Annotated in this window: 18 protein-coding genes; 12 read left to right on the top strand and 6 right to left on the bottom strand. The window is 65.7% G+C overall.

Annotation, left to right across the window (positions count from 1 at the left end; all coding sequences use genetic code 11):
* The first annotated feature begins 1,030 nt into the window (after window positions 1–1,030).
* From murI to BRAO375_RS34005, 7 genes are all read left to right on the top strand, one after another.
* Entirely contained in the window at window positions 1,031–1,828 is a 798-nt protein-coding gene (gene murI, locus BRAO375_RS33975; RefSeq protein WP_009031950.1) for a glutamate racemase, read from the top strand.
* A gap of 11 nt (window positions 1,829–1,839) precedes the next feature.
* Window positions 1,840–2,613 (top strand): HpcH/HpaI aldolase family protein, encoded by a 774-nt coding sequence (locus BRAO375_RS33980; RefSeq protein ID WP_009031951.1) that lies wholly within the window; start codon window positions 1,840–1,842, stop codon window positions 2,611–2,613.
* Window positions 2,614–2,673: 60 nt separating this feature from the next.
* Window positions 2,674–3,060: a cupin domain-containing protein gene (locus tag BRAO375_RS33985; RefSeq protein ID WP_035643542.1), complete on the top strand. Its 387-nt coding sequence runs from the start codon at window positions 2,674–2,676 to the stop codon at window positions 3,058–3,060.
* Window positions 3,061–3,189: 129 nt separating this feature from the next.
* Window positions 3,190–4,014, top strand: a complete 825-nt coding sequence (locus BRAO375_RS33990; RefSeq protein WP_009031953.1) for a hypothetical protein — start codon at window positions 3,190–3,192, stop codon at window positions 4,012–4,014.
* A gap of 217 nt (window positions 4,015–4,231) precedes the next feature.
* A complete protein-coding gene (gene rpsD / locus BRAO375_RS33995; RefSeq protein WP_006609185.1) occupies window positions 4,232–4,849 on the top strand; it encodes a 30S ribosomal protein S4 in 618 nt (205 codons plus the stop codon).
* A 212-nt stretch (window positions 4,850–5,061) separates the two neighbouring features.
* A complete protein-coding gene (locus BRAO375_RS34000; RefSeq protein WP_009031954.1) occupies window positions 5,062–5,604 on the top strand; it encodes a hypothetical protein in 543 nt (180 codons plus the stop codon).
* A gap of 77 nt (window positions 5,605–5,681) precedes the next feature.
* Entirely contained in the window at window positions 5,682–6,749 is a 1,068-nt protein-coding gene (locus BRAO375_RS34005) for a threonine aldolase family protein (RefSeq protein ID WP_009031955.1), read from the top strand.
* Window positions 6,750–6,833: 84 nt separating this feature from the next.
* Here BRAO375_RS34005 and BRAO375_RS34010 read toward each other — a convergent pair whose 3' ends face one another.
* The 3 genes from BRAO375_RS34010 to grxD are packed head-to-tail and all read right to left on the bottom strand — an operon-like array spanning window position 6,834 to window position 8,986.
* Window positions 6,834–8,051, bottom strand: coding sequence for a serine hydrolase domain-containing protein (locus tag BRAO375_RS34010; protein ID WP_009031956.1), 1,218 nt, complete (start codon window positions 8,049–8,051; stop codon window positions 6,834–6,836).
* A 30-nt stretch (window positions 8,052–8,081) separates the two neighbouring features.
* On the bottom strand, window positions 8,082–8,651 hold the full coding sequence (locus BRAO375_RS34015) for an O-acetyl-ADP-ribose deacetylase (protein ID WP_035643546.1): 570 nt from the start codon (window positions 8,649–8,651) through the stop codon (window positions 8,082–8,084).
* Complete coding sequence (grxD, locus tag BRAO375_RS34020; RefSeq protein ID WP_008961081.1) at window positions 8,648–8,986, bottom strand: Grx4 family monothiol glutaredoxin; 339 nt, start codon at window positions 8,984–8,986, stop codon at window positions 8,648–8,650. Before grxD ends, BRAO375_RS34015 begins: the two co-directional genes overlap by 4 nt.
* A 303-nt stretch (window positions 8,987–9,289) precedes the next feature.
* On the opposite strand from grxD, the gene egtB reads away from it, so the two are divergent.
* A complete protein-coding gene (gene egtB / locus BRAO375_RS34025) occupies window positions 9,290–10,543 on the top strand; it encodes an ergothioneine biosynthesis protein EgtB (RefSeq protein WP_009031958.1) in 1,254 nt (417 codons plus the stop codon).
* A gap of 57 nt (window positions 10,544–10,600) precedes the next feature.
* Window positions 10,601–11,572 carry an L-histidine N(alpha)-methyltransferase gene (gene egtD / locus BRAO375_RS34030; protein ID WP_009031959.1) on the top strand — a complete coding sequence of 324 codons (972 nt, stop codon included), beginning with the start codon at window positions 10,601–10,603 and terminating at the stop codon, window positions 11,570–11,572.
* A 126-nt stretch (window positions 11,573–11,698) separates the two neighbouring features.
* Here the strand turns inward: egtD and BRAO375_RS34035 are convergent, their stop codons facing one another.
* Window positions 11,699–11,938 (bottom strand): BolA/IbaG family iron-sulfur metabolism protein, encoded by a 240-nt coding sequence (locus tag BRAO375_RS34035; RefSeq protein WP_035643549.1) that lies wholly within the window; start codon window positions 11,936–11,938, stop codon window positions 11,699–11,701.
* Between the two features lie 226 nt (window positions 11,939–12,164).
* Between BRAO375_RS34035 and BRAO375_RS34040 the strand changes: the two genes are divergently transcribed.
* Entirely contained in the window at window positions 12,165–12,506 is a 342-nt protein-coding gene (locus tag BRAO375_RS34040; protein WP_009031961.1) for a DUF427 domain-containing protein, read from the top strand.
* A 103-nt stretch (window positions 12,507–12,609) separates the two neighbouring features.
* Here BRAO375_RS34040 and BRAO375_RS34045 read toward each other — a convergent pair whose 3' ends face one another.
* Window positions 12,610–12,783, bottom strand: coding sequence for a DUF1328 domain-containing protein (locus BRAO375_RS34045; RefSeq protein WP_009031962.1), 174 nt, complete (start codon window positions 12,781–12,783; stop codon window positions 12,610–12,612).
* Between the two features lie 423 nt (window positions 12,784–13,206).
* Between BRAO375_RS34045 and BRAO375_RS34050 the strand changes: the two genes are divergently transcribed.
* Window positions 13,207–14,403: an acyltransferase family protein gene (locus tag BRAO375_RS34050; protein ID WP_009031963.1), complete on the top strand. Its 1,197-nt coding sequence runs from the start codon at window positions 13,207–13,209 to the stop codon at window positions 14,401–14,403.
* 332 nt (window positions 14,404–14,735) lie between these two features.
* Here BRAO375_RS34050 and purL read toward each other — a convergent pair whose 3' ends face one another.
* Window positions 14,736–16,946, bottom strand: coding sequence for a phosphoribosylformylglycinamidine synthase subunit PurL (gene purL, locus BRAO375_RS34055; protein WP_009031964.1), 2,211 nt, complete (start codon window positions 16,944–16,946; stop codon window positions 14,736–14,738).
* Between the two features lie 197 nt (window positions 16,947–17,143).
* On the opposite strand from purL, the gene BRAO375_RS34060 reads away from it, so the two are divergent.
* On the top strand, window positions 17,144–17,626 hold the full coding sequence (locus BRAO375_RS34060) for a PaaI family thioesterase (protein WP_009031965.1): 483 nt from the start codon (window positions 17,144–17,146) through the stop codon (window positions 17,624–17,626).
* Window positions 17,627–17,672: the final 46 nt, after the last annotated feature.

The following is a 17,672-nucleotide window of genomic DNA, read 5'->3' on the forward strand; positions in this document are numbered from 1 at the left end:
TGGAGTGCGGGATGCGGTGGGCGCGTCGGGTTGCAGCGTGAGCGATCATGCCGACGAACGATCCGATGCGCACGGCGAAATCGTGTGGTCCTGGTCTCCCGGTGCCGAGACCAAGTCTGCGTCGCAAAGTCTGGACGAGCGCGCAAGGCGACGGGGTCAAAAGCCGGTCCCCGGGGAGAGCACGTATAAGCCGTAGCGCCATCGCGCGGGGAAGGCCGGATGATCCGGCCCGTACCTGTGGTGACTGCCGCCTGCTTTTTTTGTTGCAGGCGGGCCATGGGTGCGACCGGCACCCGGCCTTCCCCGCGCCCTCATTTTCGAGAGGGCGATGAGACGAGCAACACTCGGACGCGACAGCGGGTGCGAGGATGAGAACGCATGTTTCACCACCGTCATTGCGAGGAGCGGAGCGACGAAGCAATCCAGAGTCGTCGCGGGACTCTGGATTGCTTCGCGGAGCCTGTCATCGGGCCGCGCTTCGCGCGGACCCGTTGGCTCGCAATGACGCCCCTCTCTACGGTCGTCGTCCCGGGCAAGCTGCGGCGACGCGACAGCGGCGGCGCGGCGCCGACCCGGGACCCATACTCCGCAGCGGTGGTGTGAGGCACGCTGGAGCTGCCAGTCGTCGCGACAATGTCCGCCGGTGGTTATGGATCCCGGCGTTCGCCGGGATGACACCGAATTTGTGGCGAGCAGCTTCGTTTGCTGAAAGACGCGCCTCACCCTCCGCCGTCATCCCGGGCAAGCCACGACGCCGCACAGCGGCGGCGCGACGCCGACCCGGGACCCATACTCCGCGGCGGTGGTGTGAGGCACGCTGGAGCTGCCAGTCGTCGCGACAATGTCCGCCGGTGGTTATGGATCCCGGCGTTCGCCGGGATGACACTGAAGGTGTGGCGGCGACCGTGGCTCACAGATGCATGTTTGAACCTTCGCTCCCGCCATTGGAACACACCGAGACGCCCCACACCCGTCCAATCCTCCAGAAAAACCGACTGAACCGCCCTCCCCGATCCGGTACACTCGCGACGTGACAAACCGCCCGACGATTCTCGTGTTCGACTCCGGCCTCGGCGGCCTCAGCGTGTTGCGCGAGGTGGTGCGCGCTCGGCCCGACGCTCACTACGTCTATGTCGCCGACGATGCCTTCTTCCCCTACGGCCATCACAGCGAGCCGGCGCTGATCGCCCGCGTGGTGCCGCTGATGGGCGAGCTGATATCAGCGCACCGGCCCGATCTGATCGTGATCGCCTGCAACACCGCCTCGGTGCAGACGCTGGCGCCGCTGCGGGCCGCCTACACGACGCCGTTCGTCGGCACCGTGCCGGCGATCAAACCGGCCTGCGCCCAATCGCAAACCAAGCGTGTCTCCGTGCTCGGCACCAGGGCCACCGTGCAGCGCGAATACACCCACGCGCTGATCCGCGACTTCGCGCAAGGCTGCGCCGTCACGCTGGTCGGCTCGCCGGAACTGGCGTCGCTGGCGGAAGCCGCGCTCAGCGGAACCGCCGTCAGCGACGCCGCGATCGCGGCCGAGATCCTGCCCTGCTTCACCGGCGATGCCGATGATCTCACCGCCCGCACCGATACGGTGGTGCTCGCCTGCACGCATTATCCGCTGCTGCTCGACCGGCTGCAAAGGCTCGCGCCGTGGCCGGTCGCCTGGATCGATCCGGCGCCAGCGATCGCCCGCCGCGTCGTCGACTTGCTCGGCCCGCCCATCGGCAACGCCGATGACGCCGCGGCCACCATGATCTTCACCTCGCAAAAGCCGCACCAGCTCAGCCAGGCGCTCACGCCGTTTTTCGGCGGCCGCGTGCCGGCCTGACGGAGATCCCGATGTCCGCTCCCCCCAAGCCGCTCAATCGCCTCAAGCAGGCCTGGCGCGACAAGCGGCCGACCTTCGGCGCCATCGCCACCATCCCGAGCATCCAGACCGTGCGCATCATGGCGCAGCAGCTCGACTGGATCATCGTCGACCTCGAGCACGGGCCCATCGACCTCTCCACTGCGCATGCGATGATCACGGCCACCGCAGGCACGCCCTGCGTGCCGCTGGTGCGCATCGCCGCCAACGAGCCGCATCTGGCGAAGGCGCCGATGGACTTGGGCGCGCTCGGCATCAACTTCCCGATGATCTCGAGCCGCGCGGACGCGGAGAAGGCGGCGCGCAGCGTGCGTTATCCGCCTATTGGCGACCGGCTGTGGGGCCCGTTCCACGCGCCGTTCCACTGGAACGTCTCGATGGCCGAGTACATGGCGACCGCCGACGACGACATGATCTGCATGGTGACCATCGAGCATGTCGAGGCGGTGGAGCGCATCGACGAGATCATGGCCACGCCCGGCATCGACATCGCCGTGATCGGCCCGGGCGATCTCGCCACCTCGATCAACAAGCGCGGACAACTCGATGATCCCGAAGTCAAATCGCTCATCGCCCGCGCCGAGGCCGGCATCCTCGGATCAGGCGTGCCGATCGGCGGCGCGGCCCGCTCGGCCGAACAGGCCAATGCGATGATCGAACGCGGCTACGTCGCGCTGGCGCTCGGCTTCGACTGGTCCTTGTTCCAGCGCGGGATTGCCGCAAGTTTCGAAGGGATCAAGCGCTGAGTCCGCGCGCATGCCCGGACTTGAGGTTCCGGACGAAAAACAACATTGGGGGAGAAGCTCATGATGAAGAAGACGATTTTCGGCCTGTCGCTGGCCGTGCTGGGACTCGGCGCCGCGCTGGCGCAGCAGCCGGCGATCAAGCGGACCCTGCTGAACAAGATCGATTTTCCGGACGGCCATACCATCGTGCAAGCACTCGCCGAGGTCCCGGCCGGCGGCGCTGCGGGCCGGCATACCCACCCCGGTGTGGAGACCGCCTACATCCTGGAAGGCGAGGCCGAGCTCATCGTCGAGGGCCAGCCCGACCGGCACCTGAAACCTGGGGATTCGTTCCAGATCCCGGCCGGGGTCGTTCACGACGCCAAGGTTCACGGCGACAAGGGGCTGAAGGTGCTCGGCGTCTACGTGGTCGACAAGACCAAGCCGCTGGCGTCGCCGGCGCCCTGACGGCAAGACGAGGCTTTCACCGCGCGGCGGCCCGGGGTAACAGGGCCGCCGGCGGAGCGGTCCGGGTCTGCCTGACAACGGCTGCATCAGACGGCCATCGACACCACTGCATGGGAGTACCGATTTCAGATGCGCGGACAGACCAGGCCGATCTCGCTGCACCGCCGTCTGATCATCGATCTGATGCACGCCTCGCGCGACGTGCCGTTCGTGTCGCTGGAGCGGACGCTCCAGCTCGGTCCGCTGCTCGAGGCTCGTGCCGCGGCCGATCGCCCGCCCGGCTTCGCGGCGCTGTTCGTGAAGGCGTTCGCGCTGGTCGCCCGCGACGAGCCGGTGCTGCGCTCGCTCTACGTCACATGGCCGTGGCCCTGCTTCTACGAGCTGCCGCGCAGCGTCGCGACCGTGACCATCGCCCGGGTCGAGAACGGCGAGGATTGCGTGCTGCCGCAGCGCGTGTCCGGGCCGGAGAGCATGACCCTGGCGGAGATCGACGCCGTGATCCGGCAGGGCAAGGAGGCTCCGGTCGGGGACGTCCCGATGTTCCGCAAGATCATGCGGGCCACCCGGTTACCGCTCCCGCTGCGGCGGTTCGCCTGGTGGGTCGGCCTCAGCTTCGGCCGGCAGCGGGCGAACTGGTTCGGCAATTTTTCGGTCACCAGCGTCGCCGCCTGCGGCGGCGGCCAATTGCTCGCGCTCAGCCCGGGGCCGTTCATCATCAATTACGACGTCGTCCGGCCCGACCAGACCGTGCGCCTCCTGATCCGCTGGGATCACCGGGTGACCGATGGCGCCATGATCGCCCGGACAGCGATCCGGCTCGAGCAGGTGCTGAACGGGGAGATCGCGGCCGAACTGAGGGCCACCCCGGCTGTGGGACCGGGATTGGCGGAGGTCGACCGGGCGTGCGAGCCGAAACGGCCGAAAATCACCGCCATCGGGGGACCCCAGGGGTGATTTCCCGGCCAAATTGGCGGTTGAGGTTTGACAAGTCAGCGGTTTCTCCCTTAAGAACCGCCCTGCTCGCGGGCCGCTTTCGGCCCGCGTTGCGTTTCGCGACCCGTGGCCTCGTTCCCTTACGCTTTGGGGATGGGCCTGTCGGTGGACCCGGTTCCCGGGACACACAGGAGGGCGCGTTTCCTCAAACCCGAACGAAAGACTTAAAGAGGACGCGATGACTAAGCGCAGTGAGGCGAAGTACAAGATCGATCGCCGCATGGGCCAGAACATCTGGGGCCGCCCGAAGAGCCCCGTCAACCGCCGCGAATACGGCCCCGGCCAGCACGGCCAGCGCCGCAAGGGCAAGCTCTCGGACTTCGGCGTGCAGCTGCGCGCCAAGCAGAAGCTGAAGGGCTACTACGCCAACATCTCCGAGCGCCAGTTCCACGGCATCTATGTCGAGGCCGGCCGTCTCAAGGGCGACACCGGCGAGAACCTGATCGGCATTCTCGAGCGCCGTCTCGACACCGTGGTGTTCCGCGCCAAGTTCGTCTCGACCATGTTCGCCGCGCGCCAGTTCATCAACCACGGCCACATCAAGGTGAACGGCCGCAAGGTCAACATCGCGAGCTACCAGGTCAAGCCGGGCGACGTGATCGAGGTCAAGGAAGCCTCGAAGCAGCTCGCCGTGGTGCTGGAAGCCAGCCAGCTTGCCGAGCGCGACGTGCCCGACTACATCGAGGTCGATCACTCCAAGATGACCGCGAAGTTCATCCGCATCCCGGCGCTGTCGGACGTGCCGTTCGCGGTGCAGATGGAGCCGCATCTGATCGTCGAGTTCTACTCGCGCTGATCTTGACGGAGCGCCGCTCCGTTCACATCTGATTATCCGAAGGCCCTGGCACGCGCCGGGGCCTTTGTTTTTGGACGTCTGCTTTGGGTTTTCGGATCAGGCGAACCGATTCCCGAATGCCACACTTGCCACCGAATCGCCTCACCTGGGGCTGACAGCGAATCCGACCCGTGATTCACTGCCCGCAGTTGTAAAGTAGCGGGGCGTTCGCCATGGAGTTCAACAGGCGCAATATCATCTTCGGTGCGTTGCCGGCCGATGCGGTCGGCGCTCCACCTTTGCCGCCGTTGCGGCCGCCGCCCCTGCACGCTTCTCCGCTACGCGCCCGCCCCTCGGGCATCCGCTATCGCTTCAACGACGGTCTCTATCCGTCGACCGTCTTCGACCTTCTCGAACGCTCCTGCTGGCACGTCCAGTCCGACGCGACAGCCCATGTGATCCGCCATCTCGGCACCGGGCTCACCTTTGCCGACGCGCAGCTCGGCTACGATCCGTTCGCGCTCGAGCTTCTCCACTGTTTCGACAATTCTCCCGAACCCGCCGACGATTGGCAAACCATGCTGGTCGGCTGGGCCGCGGTGAACATGGGCTGGAACATCAAGCGGCAGCGCCCGGGCGCGTCGCTCGTTCTGTCGCCCTCGCGGCGCAGCCCGCTGGAATCCTGGGTGTTCGATTGCGCGGAGGCGCCGCTGCTGGTGACCCGGCCGATCGATGTTTCGCGGCCAATGCGGCCGGATATCTGGCTCGCGGCGTGATCGAGCGGGAGGCGCGTTTTGCGGGAGCGGTCGGAGTTGGGTAAGGTCCTCGCGTGAAAGCCGAACGAGGACTGCCGATGTATTACACCCCGCCCCCGCGCGATCCCAAGGCGCCGCCCGTGCGCGTCAATTTGTTGTCGGATACGCAGACGCGCCCGACTCCCGCGATGCGCGAGGCGATGGCGCGGGCCGAGGTCGGCGACGAGCAGATCGGCGACGACCCGACCGTGCACGAATTGACTGCGCGCGTCGCCGCGCTGCTCGGCAAGGAAGCGGCGGTGCTGATGCCGTCGGGGACGATGTGCAACGTCGCGGCGACCTTGGTGCATTGCCGCCCCGGCGACGAGATCCTGGCGCACGAGACCGCGCACATCATCTCGCGCGAGGGCGGCGCGCATGCCGCAATCGGCGGTTTTCAGGTGACGCAGCTCAAGGGGCCCGACGGCCAGTTCACGCCGGAGACGTTCCGCGCCGCGCTGCATCCGCGCTCGCGCTACCAGCCACCGCAGACCGTCGTCAGCGTCGAGCAGACCGCCAATATCGGCGGCGGCACGATCTGGAAGAAGGCCGCGCTCGACGAGATCGTGCAGATCGCGAAGGTGAACGGCATGGCGACGCACATGGATGGCGCGCGGCTGCTAAATGCCACTGTCGCCACCGGCATCTCGGCCGCCGACATGACCGCGGGCTGGGATTCGGCCTGGATCGATTTCTCCAAGGGCCTGGGCGCGCCGATCGGCGGCGTGCTCGCCGGCAGCGCGGCCTTCGTCGACGAGGTCTGGCGCTGGAAGCAGCGGCTCGGCGGCGCGATGCGCCAGGCCGGCGTTGTCGCGGCCGCCTGCATCTACGCGCTCGATCATCACGTCGACCGGCTCGCCGAGGATCACGCCAATGCGCGGGCGCTGGCGCGCGGCCTGTCGCAGATCCAGGGGATCGAGGTGCAGGAGCCCGAGACCAATCTCGTGTTCTTCAAGCCCGACGGCGCCGGCGTGCCCGGCGACAAGATGGTGAGCGAACTGCGCAAGCGCGGCGTCCTGCTCGCGATGATGGACGGCCGCATCCGCGCCTGCACGCATTTGGACGTCTCAGCCGCCATGATCGAGGAGATGGTAGGCCACGTCAGGGAGATCGTCCGCGGCGCATGAAGACGTAGCCCGCACGAGCGCAGCGACATGCGGGTTTACCGATAAAGCTCGTGAGACCCCGGATCGCTGCGCTCATCCGGGCTTCTACGCAAGCGCCTCATACACCAATCGCCGCACATCGCTCGCGATGCGGCCACGCTGTGCAGGCGCCTGCATCATGACGATAACGAACAGGTCGTCGGCGGGATCGATGAAGAAGAACGTCCCGCCGACGCCATCCCAGCCATATTCTCCTGCTGGCAGCGGAGGCTTCTCCGCAAGACGCACCGAGAAGCCCAGACCGAAGCCGTGCTCCGCACCCGGAAAATAGAGGTCATCACGCCGTATCCCCGCCCCCACGACATGATCCCGTGTCATCAGCGCGACGGTCTCGGGCATGAGATACCGGCGGCCGTCGAGCTCGCCGCCATTCAGCAACATCTGCGCAAACCGCGCGTAGTCGGAGATGCTGCTGATCATCCCCGCCCCGCCCGACTGCCAGCGCCGCGGCCGGATGGGGTCGTCGAGGCCGGCGATCGGTCGATCGAACCAGTCGCGCGGCGACGGCTCGGCGATGCGGCCGCGCTGAATAGGGTCGGCCAGGAAGAAGGCGGTGTCGCGCATGCCGAGCGGACCGAGCAGCCGCTCCTGCTCGAACTGATACAACACGCGGCCGGATGCGACCTCGATCACGCGGCCGAGCACGTCGGTGGAGTGGCCGTAGTCCCAGAGCGTGCCGGGCTGTTCGGCCAGCGGCAGCTTGGCAAGGCGCTCGACGAAAGTGGCATTGTCGATATCGCCATCGAACAGCTGCGCATGCGCATAGACCCTCCGCACGACCGTCTCGCCGTAGAAGCCGTAGGTGATGCCGGAGGTGTGGCGCAGCAGATCGAGAATTGTGATCGGACGCTCGAGCGGCGCGCCATCGACCTTCACATCAGCGAAGGCCGGGATGAATTTCGACAAGGGATCATCGAGCCGCAGCCTGCCGTCGTCGACCAGCATCATCGCTGCCACCGAGGTGATCGGCTTCGACATCGAGTAGATGCGGAAGATCGCGTCCGCCGTCATCTCCGTGCGGCTCGCGGGGTCGCGAAAGCCGAAGCTCTGCAGCAGGACCGGACTGCCGTGCTGCTGGACCAGCACGACCGCGCCGGGGATGTTGCCGCCGGCAACCTCGTCGCGGAAGTAGGCGGAGACCTGATCGAGGCGCAGCCGATCGAGATGGCGACGCGACGTGACGTCTGCACGAGCCGCAGCAGCCAACATCGGCGCCGCGAGCAGGGCGCCGAGCAACGTCCGTCGCGAGACCGGCCGATCCACGCTAGCCGCTCCGCTGCAGAGAGATCGCTGTCACCTTGGCGGACCAGCGCGAGCGCGGCCGGCGATCGCCTCACTCAGCGCCTGATCGTGCAGCGCGGCGCTCTGTTCGGAGAAGCAGCAGAACACGATCTGAGACAGCGACGTCTCCTCCCGGATCGCATCGATCGACGTGGTGACCGCGATCGTCGCTGCATGGTCGGCAGGAAAACGGAAAATGCCGGTCGAGATCGCCGGAAACGCAACGGACTCCAGCAGATGCTTGTGACACAGCTCGATCGAACGGCGATAGCACGAGGCGAGCAGCTCCGGCTCGCCGCGCTCGCCGCCCTGCCAAACCGGGCCGACCGTGTGGATTACGTGGCGCGCGGGCAGACGATAGCCCTTGGTGATCTTGGCCTGGCCGGTCTTGCAACCATGGAGCATGCGACACTCCATGACGAGATCGGGCCCGGCCGCATGATGAATCGCACCGTCGACGCCACCACCACCGAGCAACGACGAATTGGCGGCGTTGACGATGGCGTCAACGCCGAGCTTGGTGATGTCGGAAACGACGACCTCGAACCGGGTCGCGCCGATTTTGCGGACCGGCCAGCTCAGGCGGACGCCGCCGTGCCGACCGGGATGCCCTTGTCGGTGAACAGCTGCTGCAGCTCGCCGCTCTGGAACATCTCGCGCACGATGTCACAGCCGCCGATGAACTCGCCCTTCACATACAGCTGCGGGATGGTCGGCCAGTTGGAGAACGTCTTGATGCCGTTGCGCAGCTCGGCCGATTCCAGCACGTTGAGGCCCTTATAGCCGACGCCGACGTGGTCGAGGATCTGCACGACCTGGCCGGAAAATCCGCACTGCGGAAACTGCGGCGTCCCCTTCATGAACAGGACGACGTCGTTCGACTTCACTTCGTTGTCAATGAATTGCTCAATGCTCATCTTCGCTTCCTCTAGGGCGCCTCAAGGAACGCCTGGGGCTCGGTGCCGCTCCGATCGCACCCGGACGGATTCGTCCGTGGCCGGCGGGTCACTCCCTATATGTAGCGCAAACCGTTGTTCAGCCAAAGTAAAATGCCGAGGATCAGCCTCCCGGCCGGCCCGCACCGGGACCATAGCCTGACGGCAGCAATATTATAGCCGGAGCGAGGGTTTCATCCCGTAACCAAGCCCCTATCTAGGACGAACTGTCCGAAGGAACTTGTTCCGTCGAAAATCGTTCTCTCCACCCAAACGGAGACCCGCGTGACCAGTTCAGCCTCCGCCACAGCCTCGTTTCCCGCCACCGCCGCGCAGCAGACCCAGAGCCCCGCCCGCCTCGCCGAGAGCCTGATCGAGGCGTTTCTGGCGATCCGCGGCGAGACCGAGCGACGGGCGGCGCCGCTCAGCCCGGAGGATCAGGTCATCCAGTCGATGCCGGATGCCAGTCCGACGAAATGGCATCGGGCCCATACGACCTGGTTCTTCGAGCAGTTCGTGCTGGGCGCGCACTGTCCCGAATACACTCCTTTTCACCCGGACTATGCCTACCTGTTCAATTCCTATTACGTCAGCGCTGGTCCGCGCCACACGCGGGGCGAGCGCGGCCTGATCACCCGCCCGGGGGTAGCCGATGTCACAGCCTATCGCCGGCACGTCGACACGGCGACCGTCGACTTTCTGCGTCACGCCGATGCGACGACGTTGGAGACGGTGGCGCCGCTCGTGGAGGTCGGGCTCAACCATGAGCAGCAGCATCAGGAGTTGATGCTCACTGACATCCTGCACGCCTTCGCCCAGAATCCGACGGCGCCGGCCTATGATCCCATCTGGCGCTTTCCCGCTCCGGCCGGAAGCGGCGACGACTGGATCAGCCTTCCCGAGGGTATCCACACCGTCGGTCACGCCGGCGAGGGCTACCATTTCGACAATGAGCAACCGGCGCATCGCGCGCTCGTCGGGCCAGTAAAGCTGGCCCGCCATCTCGTCACCAATGCCGAATGGCTGGCCTTCATTGAGGACGGCGGCTACCGCACGGCCACGCTCTGGCTGATGGACGGCTTTGCCGCTGCCAGCCGCGAAGGCTGGCAGGCGCCCGGGCACTGGTACAAGGTCGAGGGCGAATGGCGCGTCATGACGCTCGGCGGCCTGCAGCCGGTCGATCCGGATGCACCGGTCTGCCACGTCAGCTATTACGAGGCCGACGCCTTCGCGCGGTGGCGTGGCAAGCACTTGCCGACCGAGATGGAATGGGAGGTGGCCGCGCGCGCCAACCAGATCCGCGATGCTTTCGGCATCGTCTGGCAGTGGACCCGCAGCGCCTACAGTCCCTATCCCGGCTATCGCGCGATCGAGGGCGCGCTCGGCGAATACAACGGCAAATTCATGGTCAACCAGCTTGTGCTGCGCGGCTCGTCATTGGCGACGCCCGCCGACCATAGCCGCGTCACCTACCGCAATTTCTTCTATCCGCACCACCGCTGGCAGTTCACGGGGCTGCGACTGGCCGACTACGCCTGAGAGAACCGCGAACATTTGTTGCTGATCGTCGCGCCTGTGCGCGTCCAGGAGAGTATCATGAACGTGCACGTCAACGCTCTGGTCGATGCCCATCTTCCCGACGACAAGACGTCGGCCTTCGCGCAGGATGCGGTCGCCGGCCTCACGCATCAACCCAAGCAGCTGTCGCCGAAATACTTCTATGACGCAGCCGGATCGGACCTGTTCGAACAGATCACGCGCCTTTCGGAGTACTATCCGACACGCACAGAGCTTGGCATTCTTCGCGATCGCGGCGCCGAGATCGCCGGGATCATTCCAGAAGATGCGGCGCTGATCGAGTTCGGCGCCGGTTCGACGACCAAGGTGCGGCTGCTGCTGGAAAGCTGCCGGTTTGCGGCTTACGTGCCCGTCGACATTTCCGGCGACTTCCTGACCGCGCAGGCCAACAGTCTCCGGCGCGACTTCCCCGCTCTGGCGGTCCATCCCGTCGTCGCCGACTTCACCACTGCGTTCAAGCTGCCGGAGGCCATCGAAGGCAAGCCGAAGGTCGGCTTCTTTCCGGGATCGACCATCGGCAATTTCGAGCCGCACGAGGCCTGCCGCTTCCTGCGCTCGGCCCGGGACATCCTCGGCGCCGGCGCGCTGATGATCGTCGGCGTCGACCTCGAGAAGGACGAGCGCGTCCTGCATGCGGCCTACAACGACGCGGCCGGCGTCACCGCACGCTTCAACCTCAACCTGCTGCTGCGGATCAACCGCGAGCTCGGCGGCAATTTCGACCTGTCCGCCTTCGTGCACCGCGCGATCTACAATCGCGAGCAGCATCGCATCGAGATGCATCTGGTGGCGCGGAAGCCGCAGACCATCCGCCTGCTGGGGACGACGATCGCGTTCCGCGCGGGCGAAAGCATCCACACCGAGAACAGCTACAAATACAGCATCGAACGGTTCGGCGCGCTGGCCCGCGGCTCTGGCTGGAAAGTCCGGACCGTCTGGACGGATGCGGAGAAGATGTTCTCGGTTCAGGCGCTCGTCGCCGAGGAATGAGCCGCGAGGCTCGACGCGGCGGCGGCACCTTCCACCACGCGACGACGATCAGCAGTAAACTCGTCAGCGACGGGGCTTGAGCAAGATGTCGTTGCCGCTCGAATGGCGCGCTGCTGCTGCCCCGGATCAGCGCGGGTCCGGCACCCCGGTCTGAAGGGCGAGCGCGTGCAGGACGTCTCCCATCTGGCCGCGCAGCGACTGATAGACGAGCTGATGCTGCTGCACGCGGGACTTGCCGCGGAAAGCCTCGGAGATGACTGTCGCGGCGTAATGATCGCCGTCGCCGGCGAGATCGCGAATCGTCACCTGGGCGTCGGGAATGGCGGCCTTGATCATCTGCTCGATCACGTGGGCGTCCATAGGCATCCCGGTACATCTCCTTTGTCAGCGGCGAACGGTCGAGAGCGCCGTGGCTCCAGCCCGCCTGTGTGGCCCGCCGAACGGCACGAATCAAGGCGTTCTCGCGCGACCGTGATGGTTGAATCTAACGCCAACCGGTTTCGAGGTCACGCCCGGAACCACTATATAGCCTCGACAGACGAAAGATGCCGGACCGGGTGACGCACCCGTGCCCGATCACGAGGGAGACGACATGAAGCTTCCAGGGCCGGATCACCCGATCACCATCACCCCGAATCCGCGGCGCGTGCGCGTCGTCGCCGAAGGCGTGGTCATCGCCGATACCAACCGGGCGCTGACCTTGAAGGAAGCGACCTATCCAGCGGTCCACTACGTGCCGCGGGCCGATGCCAACATGACTGCGCTTCAGAAGACCGATCGCGTCACCCATTGTCCCTACAAGGGCGACGCCAGCTATTTCAGCATCGTCACTCCCGGCAAGACGCTGGACAATGCAATCTGGAGCTATGAGACGCCCTTCCCCGCGATGGCCGAGATTTCAGGTCATCTGGCGTTCTATCCGGACAAGGTCTGAATCGAGGAAGTGACGGATTGACCGTAAGCTGATCGCCCGCCGCGCGTTGGTCCAACCAACGCCGGCGCGGCGATTGCCTCGCTCGTGATGAGCGGCTCGCTCGCTACACCCTGAAGATCGTGAGCCCGAGGATCAGCAGCACGAGGAAGATCACCAGGAAGATGTAGAACAGGATTCGCGCAATGTCCGCGGAAGCAGCCGAGATACCGGTGAAGCCGAGGATGCCGGCGACGACCGAGATCACGAAGAACAGCAGCGCCCATTTGAGAAGAGTCACGGTCAATTCCTCCAGTCCAGCGCCGCGCCGGCGCGTCGCCTCACTAACGACCTCGCCCGGAACCGGTTCCTGCAGGGATCCCAGCCTTCGAAAAGAAGAATTTCGCAACTCCCGACGGCCCGGCTCGTAACTTCGCCAGTCAGCTATTCGTAACAACATCGGATGCAAAAATCGGTTTTGCGCGAAAAATCGGCTTGCAGGCCGGCGCGCTTGCTGATCTTCAGCATTCAACGACAGCAAGTTTCATCGAGGCACCGACATTCGCTCGTTGCGGGCGAGGCCGATGACGGGGCCCAATCACACGAGCCGTTGATGCTGGCTCGCGCAGCGTTGGACGGGCGTTTTTCACCAGCGCATCACAGGCGAGGTGGTGAGACGTTCCGTGACCTGTTCGGGCATGGCAGCAGCGGCGCTGGGGGTTATATGGTCATATCGGTCACACAATCGGCGGCGGCCGCGAAGGTGGAGCTTGAGGCCCGGCCTAAGGCGCGGGCGCGCAATGCAGCGCTCGATCACGCGCGCACCTTCCTGACGCTGGTGGTGCTGCTCCATCATGCCGTCATCCCCTACACCTATTTCGGGCACACCGATCCGACCTCTTTCCTCGGCTTCGACGGCATCGTGCTGGCCACCGACAGCTTCTTCATGGCCATGTTCTTCTTCCTGTCGGGCCTGTTCGTGTGGTCCGGACTTGCGCACAAGTCGACGCTGCAGTTCCTGCGCGACCGGCTGCTGCGCCTCGGCCTGCCCTTTGTCGTCGCTGCGCTGACACTGATACCGTTCGCCTATTACGCGATCGAGCTGCGCGCCAATCCCGAGACCAGCTTCTCCGCCTTCTGGTGGAAGACCGTCACGGTCGGTCCGTGGCCGAGCGGCCCGGTCTGGTTCATCTGGGTGCTGCTTGCGTTCGATACCTCGGCGGCCCTGCTCTACCGCGTCTCGTCCCGCCTGCTCGAACCGATCAACCGGCTGTCACAGCGGGGCTTCGCGCAGCCGCGCGATTTCTTCTTCGCCTTTCTGCTGATCACGGGCCTGCTCTACATTCCTTCGCGGCTGTATTTTGGGCCAACTCTGTGGTTCGAGGCGGGTCCGTTCTCGGTGCAGGCCAGCCGCGTGCTGCTCTATGCCGCCTATTTCTACGTGGGCGCCGGCATCGGCTCGGCCAATTTCGAGCGCGGCCTGCTGGCGGCGGACGGACAGATGTCGCAGCGCGGCCTCGGCGCTTGGATTGTCGTGACGCTGGTACCTTATGCGCTGCTGTGGGTGCTGATCACCATCAAACGCGAGGTGCTCGGCAATCCGCCCGTGCTTCCGCACTGGTACGAGGCCGCCTACGGATTCCTGTTCGTGATCTTCAGCGCCGCCATGATGTTCGCGATCCTGTCCTATTTCCTCAACAACCGCCGTTCGGAATTCTCCGTGCTCGACCGCCTGCAGGCCGACGCCTACGGCATGTTCCTGGTGCACTATCCGATCGTGCTGTGGGTCCAGTACGGGCTGTTCGACCTCAACCTGCCGGCCATTGCGAAGGCGACGATCGCCTTCGTCGGCAGCGTGTTGTTGAGCTGGGGCGCGACCTGGGTGCTGAGGCAGATTCCGGGGGCGAAGAACGTGCTGTAAGTGCGGGTCTGCTTCGATCGTCATTGCGAGGAGCCAACGGGTCCGCGCAAAGCGCGGCCCGATGACAGGCTCCGCGACGAAGCAGCCAGGGCCCAGCAAGGACTCTGGATTGCGTCGCTTTGCTCGCAGTGACGCCGAGGGTAGCCACTGCTCGGACAACAAACTCCGCTGTCGCCCCTGCGAACGCAGGGACCCATAATCATAGGACTTTGTTGTTGGCGCCGGTCAACGACCAGCACGCCCGACAACCCCGGTCACGGAGTATGGGTCCCGGATCGGCGCCACGTCGGCGCGGCGCGCCGTCGCGGCTTGTCCGGGACGACAGCCGCAAATTAGGCGGCGGTACCGCCCATGTATCTCGGCAGCCAGCTTTCGAACCGGGTCTTGAGCGTCGCGACCTCGACCGAAGCCTCGCCGGCGATCGCCAGCGCGGTACCTCCCGTCGTGCCGATCCGCGTGCAGGGCACGTTGGCGCCGCGCATCTTGGCGAGGACGCGGCCAGCCTCGGTCTCCGGCACCGTCACCAGATAGCGCGCCTGGTCCTCACCGAACCAATAGGCATGCGGGACGATGGAGGCAGGCGAAGCCAAAAGCCGTGCGCCGATGCCGGAGGCCATGGCCATCTCGGCGAGCGCGACCAGCAGACCACCGTCGGACAGGTCATGGGCCGCGGTCGCGGTGCCGGCATGGATCATGCCGCGGACGACATCGCCGATTCGCTTCTCGGCAGCGAGGTCGACCGGCGGCGGAGCGCCCTCCTCGCGGCCGCAGACGTCGCGCAGATAGACCGACTGGCCGAGCCAGCCATGGGTCTCGCCGATCAGCAGGATCGCCTCGCCCTCGGCTTTGAAGGCAATGCTGGCGGACTTGGTGAAGTCGTCGAGCAGGCCGACGCCACCGATCGAGGGTGTCGGCAGGATCGCCCGGCCGTTGGTCTCGTTGTAGAGCGAGACGTTGCCGGACACGACCGGGAAGTCGAGCGCGCGGCAGGCCTCCGAAATGCCCTTCAGGCAGCCGACGAACTGGCCCATGATCTCGGGCCGCTCCGGGTTGCCGAAGTTGAGGTTGTCGGTGATGGCGAGCGGCCGGCCGCCGACCGCGGTGATGTTGCGCCAGGCCTCGGCCACCGCCTGCTTGCCGCCCTCGAACGGATCGGCCTCGCAATAGCGCGGGGTCACGTCGACCGTGAGCGCAAGGCCCTTCGGGCCGTCTTGCACGCGCACGACGGCGGCATCGCCGCCGGGGCGCTGCACGGTGTTGCCGAGAATGACGTGGTCGTACTGCTCCCAGATCCAGCGCTTCGAGCAGAGGTCGGGCGTCGCGATCAGCTTCTCCAGGGCCGGGATGATGTCCATCGGCGGCTTGACCTCGCGGGCATGGATCACCGGCAGGCTGGGCGACGGCACATACGGACGGTCGTAGAGCGGCGCCTCGTCGCCGAGCTCCTTGATTGGCAGGTCGGCCATGACGTCGCCGCCATGCTTGACCACGAAGCGCTTGCTCGGCGTGGTGTAGCCGACCACGGCGAAGTCGAGCCCCCATTTGCGGAAGATCGCCTCGGCTTCCTTTTCCTTCTCCGGCTTGAGGACCATGAGCATGCGCTCCTGGCTCTCGGAGAGCATCATCTCGTAGGCGCTCATGCCGGTCTCGCGGGTCGGCACGGAGTCCAGATCGAGGTCGACGCCGAGATCGCCCTTGGCGCCCATCTCGACCGCCGAGCAGGTCAGGCCCGCCGCGCCCATGTCCTGGATCGCGATCACGCAATCGGCGGCCATGATCTCGAGGCACGCTTCGAGCAGCAGCTTTTCGGCGAAGGGATCGCCGACCTGCACGGTCGGACGTTTCTCCTCGGAGCTGTCGTCGAACTCGGCCGAGGCCATCGAGGCGCCGTGGATGCCGTCACGGCCCGTTTTTGAGCCCAGATAGACGATCGGCATGTTCACGCCGGAAGCGGCCGCATAGAAGATCTTGTCGGCGTCGGCGAGGCCCACCGCCATGGCGTTGACCAGGATGTTGCCGTCATAGCGAGTGTGGAAACGGGTCTGGCCGCCCACCGTCGGCACGCCAAACGAGTTGCCGTAGCCGCCGATCCCGGCGACCACGCCGGACACGAGATGCCTGGTCTTGGGATGCTCCGGGGCGCCGAACGACAGCGCGTTCAGGCAGGCGATCGGGCGGGCGCCCATGGTGAACACGTCGCGAAGGATGCCGCCCACGCCGGTGGTGGCACCCTGGTACGGCTCGATATAGCTCGGGTGGTTGTGGCTCTCCATCTTGAACACGACGGCCTGGCCATCGCCGATGTCGATCACGCCGGCATTCTCACCGGGCCCCTGGATCACCCAGGGCGCCTTGGTCGGCAGGCCCTTCAGATGGATGCGCGACGACTTGTACGAGCAGTGCTCGTTCCACATCGCCGAGAAGATGCCGAGCTCGGTGAAGGTCGGCACCCGGCCGATCAGCTTCAGGATGCGCTCATATTCGTCGGGCTTCAGGCCGTGGGCGGCGACGAGCTCGGGGGTGATCTGCGGTTCATTGCGCATAGAGAAATGCCTTTGCCCCGTGGGCCGCTGGTCCCTTAAGCCCTGCTTCATAGAAAGCCGGGCCTGATGCGAAAAGGCCTTTTACGGCCCTCATCCGCCCTGTCCAGAGCTTTGGCCAGGACCGCCCCGCGGGATATTTGCAGAATGGCGATTGATCGGATTTAAGACCGTCAATCAACAGTTAAAGGCCCCTTCACGTGCACGATCTGTCCCGTTCCGCCTTCGAGAACCGCCCCGGTATCCACATCGCCACCGATGGCGAATTCGCCGGCTGGCGCACCTGGATGCGCGACAGCTACGAATCCCACACCGGCCCGTTCTGGCACCGGATGGAGGAGGACGGCTCGATCCGCTGCGCCTTCCGGGTCGAGAAGAAGCACCTCAACGGCGGCGGCAACGTCCATGGCGGCTGCCTGATGACCTTCGCCGACTACTGCCTGTTCGCGTTTGCCGCGCCGATCATGCAGGGCCCGGGGGTCACTGTGTCGTTCTCGAGCGAGTTCCTCGATGCGGCCCGCGAGGGCGAGCTCATCGAGGCCACCGGAGAGGTCACCCGCGCCGGCGCCTCGCTGATCTTCCTGCGCGGCATGCTGCACTCCGGCCCGAAGCCGCTGTTCTCGTTTTCCGGGACGATCAAGCGGATCAAGCGGCGGACGCCGGAGACGGCGAGCTCGCCGTAGTCGGCCTCTTCCGCGGAATTGGACTAGAGACATAGCGGCGAAGTCA

The sequence above is a fragment of the Bradyrhizobium sp. ORS 375 genome (genome assembly GCF_000239775.1).
In the GTDB taxonomy this organism is placed as follows: Bacteria; Pseudomonadota; Alphaproteobacteria; order Rhizobiales; family Xanthobacteraceae; genus Bradyrhizobium.

Coding starts and splice junctions, on each gene's coding strand:
- BRAO375_RS33980 (WP_009031951.1), top strand. CDS start 1,840: ATGTCCGCTCCCCCCAAGCCGCTCAATCGCCTCAAGCAGGCCTGGCGC.
- rpsD (WP_006609185.1), top strand. CDS start 4,232: ATGACTAAGCGCAGTGAGGCGAAGTACAAGATCGATCGCCGCATGGGC.
- BRAO375_RS34040 (WP_009031961.1), top strand. CDS start 12,165: ATGAAGCTTCCAGGGCCGGATCACCCGATCACCATCACCCCGAATCCG.
- BRAO375_RS33985 (WP_035643542.1), top strand. CDS start 2,674: ATGATGAAGAAGACGATTTTCGGCCTGTCGCTGGCCGTGCTGGGACTC.
- BRAO375_RS34035 (WP_035643549.1), bottom strand. CDS start 11,938: ATGCCTATGGACGCCCACGTGATCGAGCAGATGATCAAGGCCGCCATT.
- purL (WP_009031964.1), bottom strand. CDS start 16,946: ATGCGCAATGAACCGCAGATCACCCCCGAGCTCGTCGCCGCCCACGGC.
- egtD (WP_009031959.1), top strand. CDS start 10,601: ATGAACGTGCACGTCAACGCTCTGGTCGATGCCCATCTTCCCGACGAC.
- BRAO375_RS33990 (WP_009031953.1), top strand. CDS start 3,190: ATGCGCGGACAGACCAGGCCGATCTCGCTGCACCGCCGTCTGATCATC.
- BRAO375_RS34050 (WP_009031963.1), top strand. CDS start 13,207: ATGGTCATATCGGTCACACAATCGGCGGCGGCCGCGAAGGTGGAGCTT.
- BRAO375_RS34000 (WP_009031954.1), top strand. CDS start 5,062: ATGGAGTTCAACAGGCGCAATATCATCTTCGGTGCGTTGCCGGCCGAT.
- grxD (WP_008961081.1), bottom strand. CDS start 8,986: ATGAGCATTGAGCAATTCATTGACAACGAAGTGAAGTCGAACGACGTC.
- BRAO375_RS34005 (WP_009031955.1), top strand. CDS start 5,682: ATGTATTACACCCCGCCCCCGCGCGATCCCAAGGCGCCGCCCGTGCGC.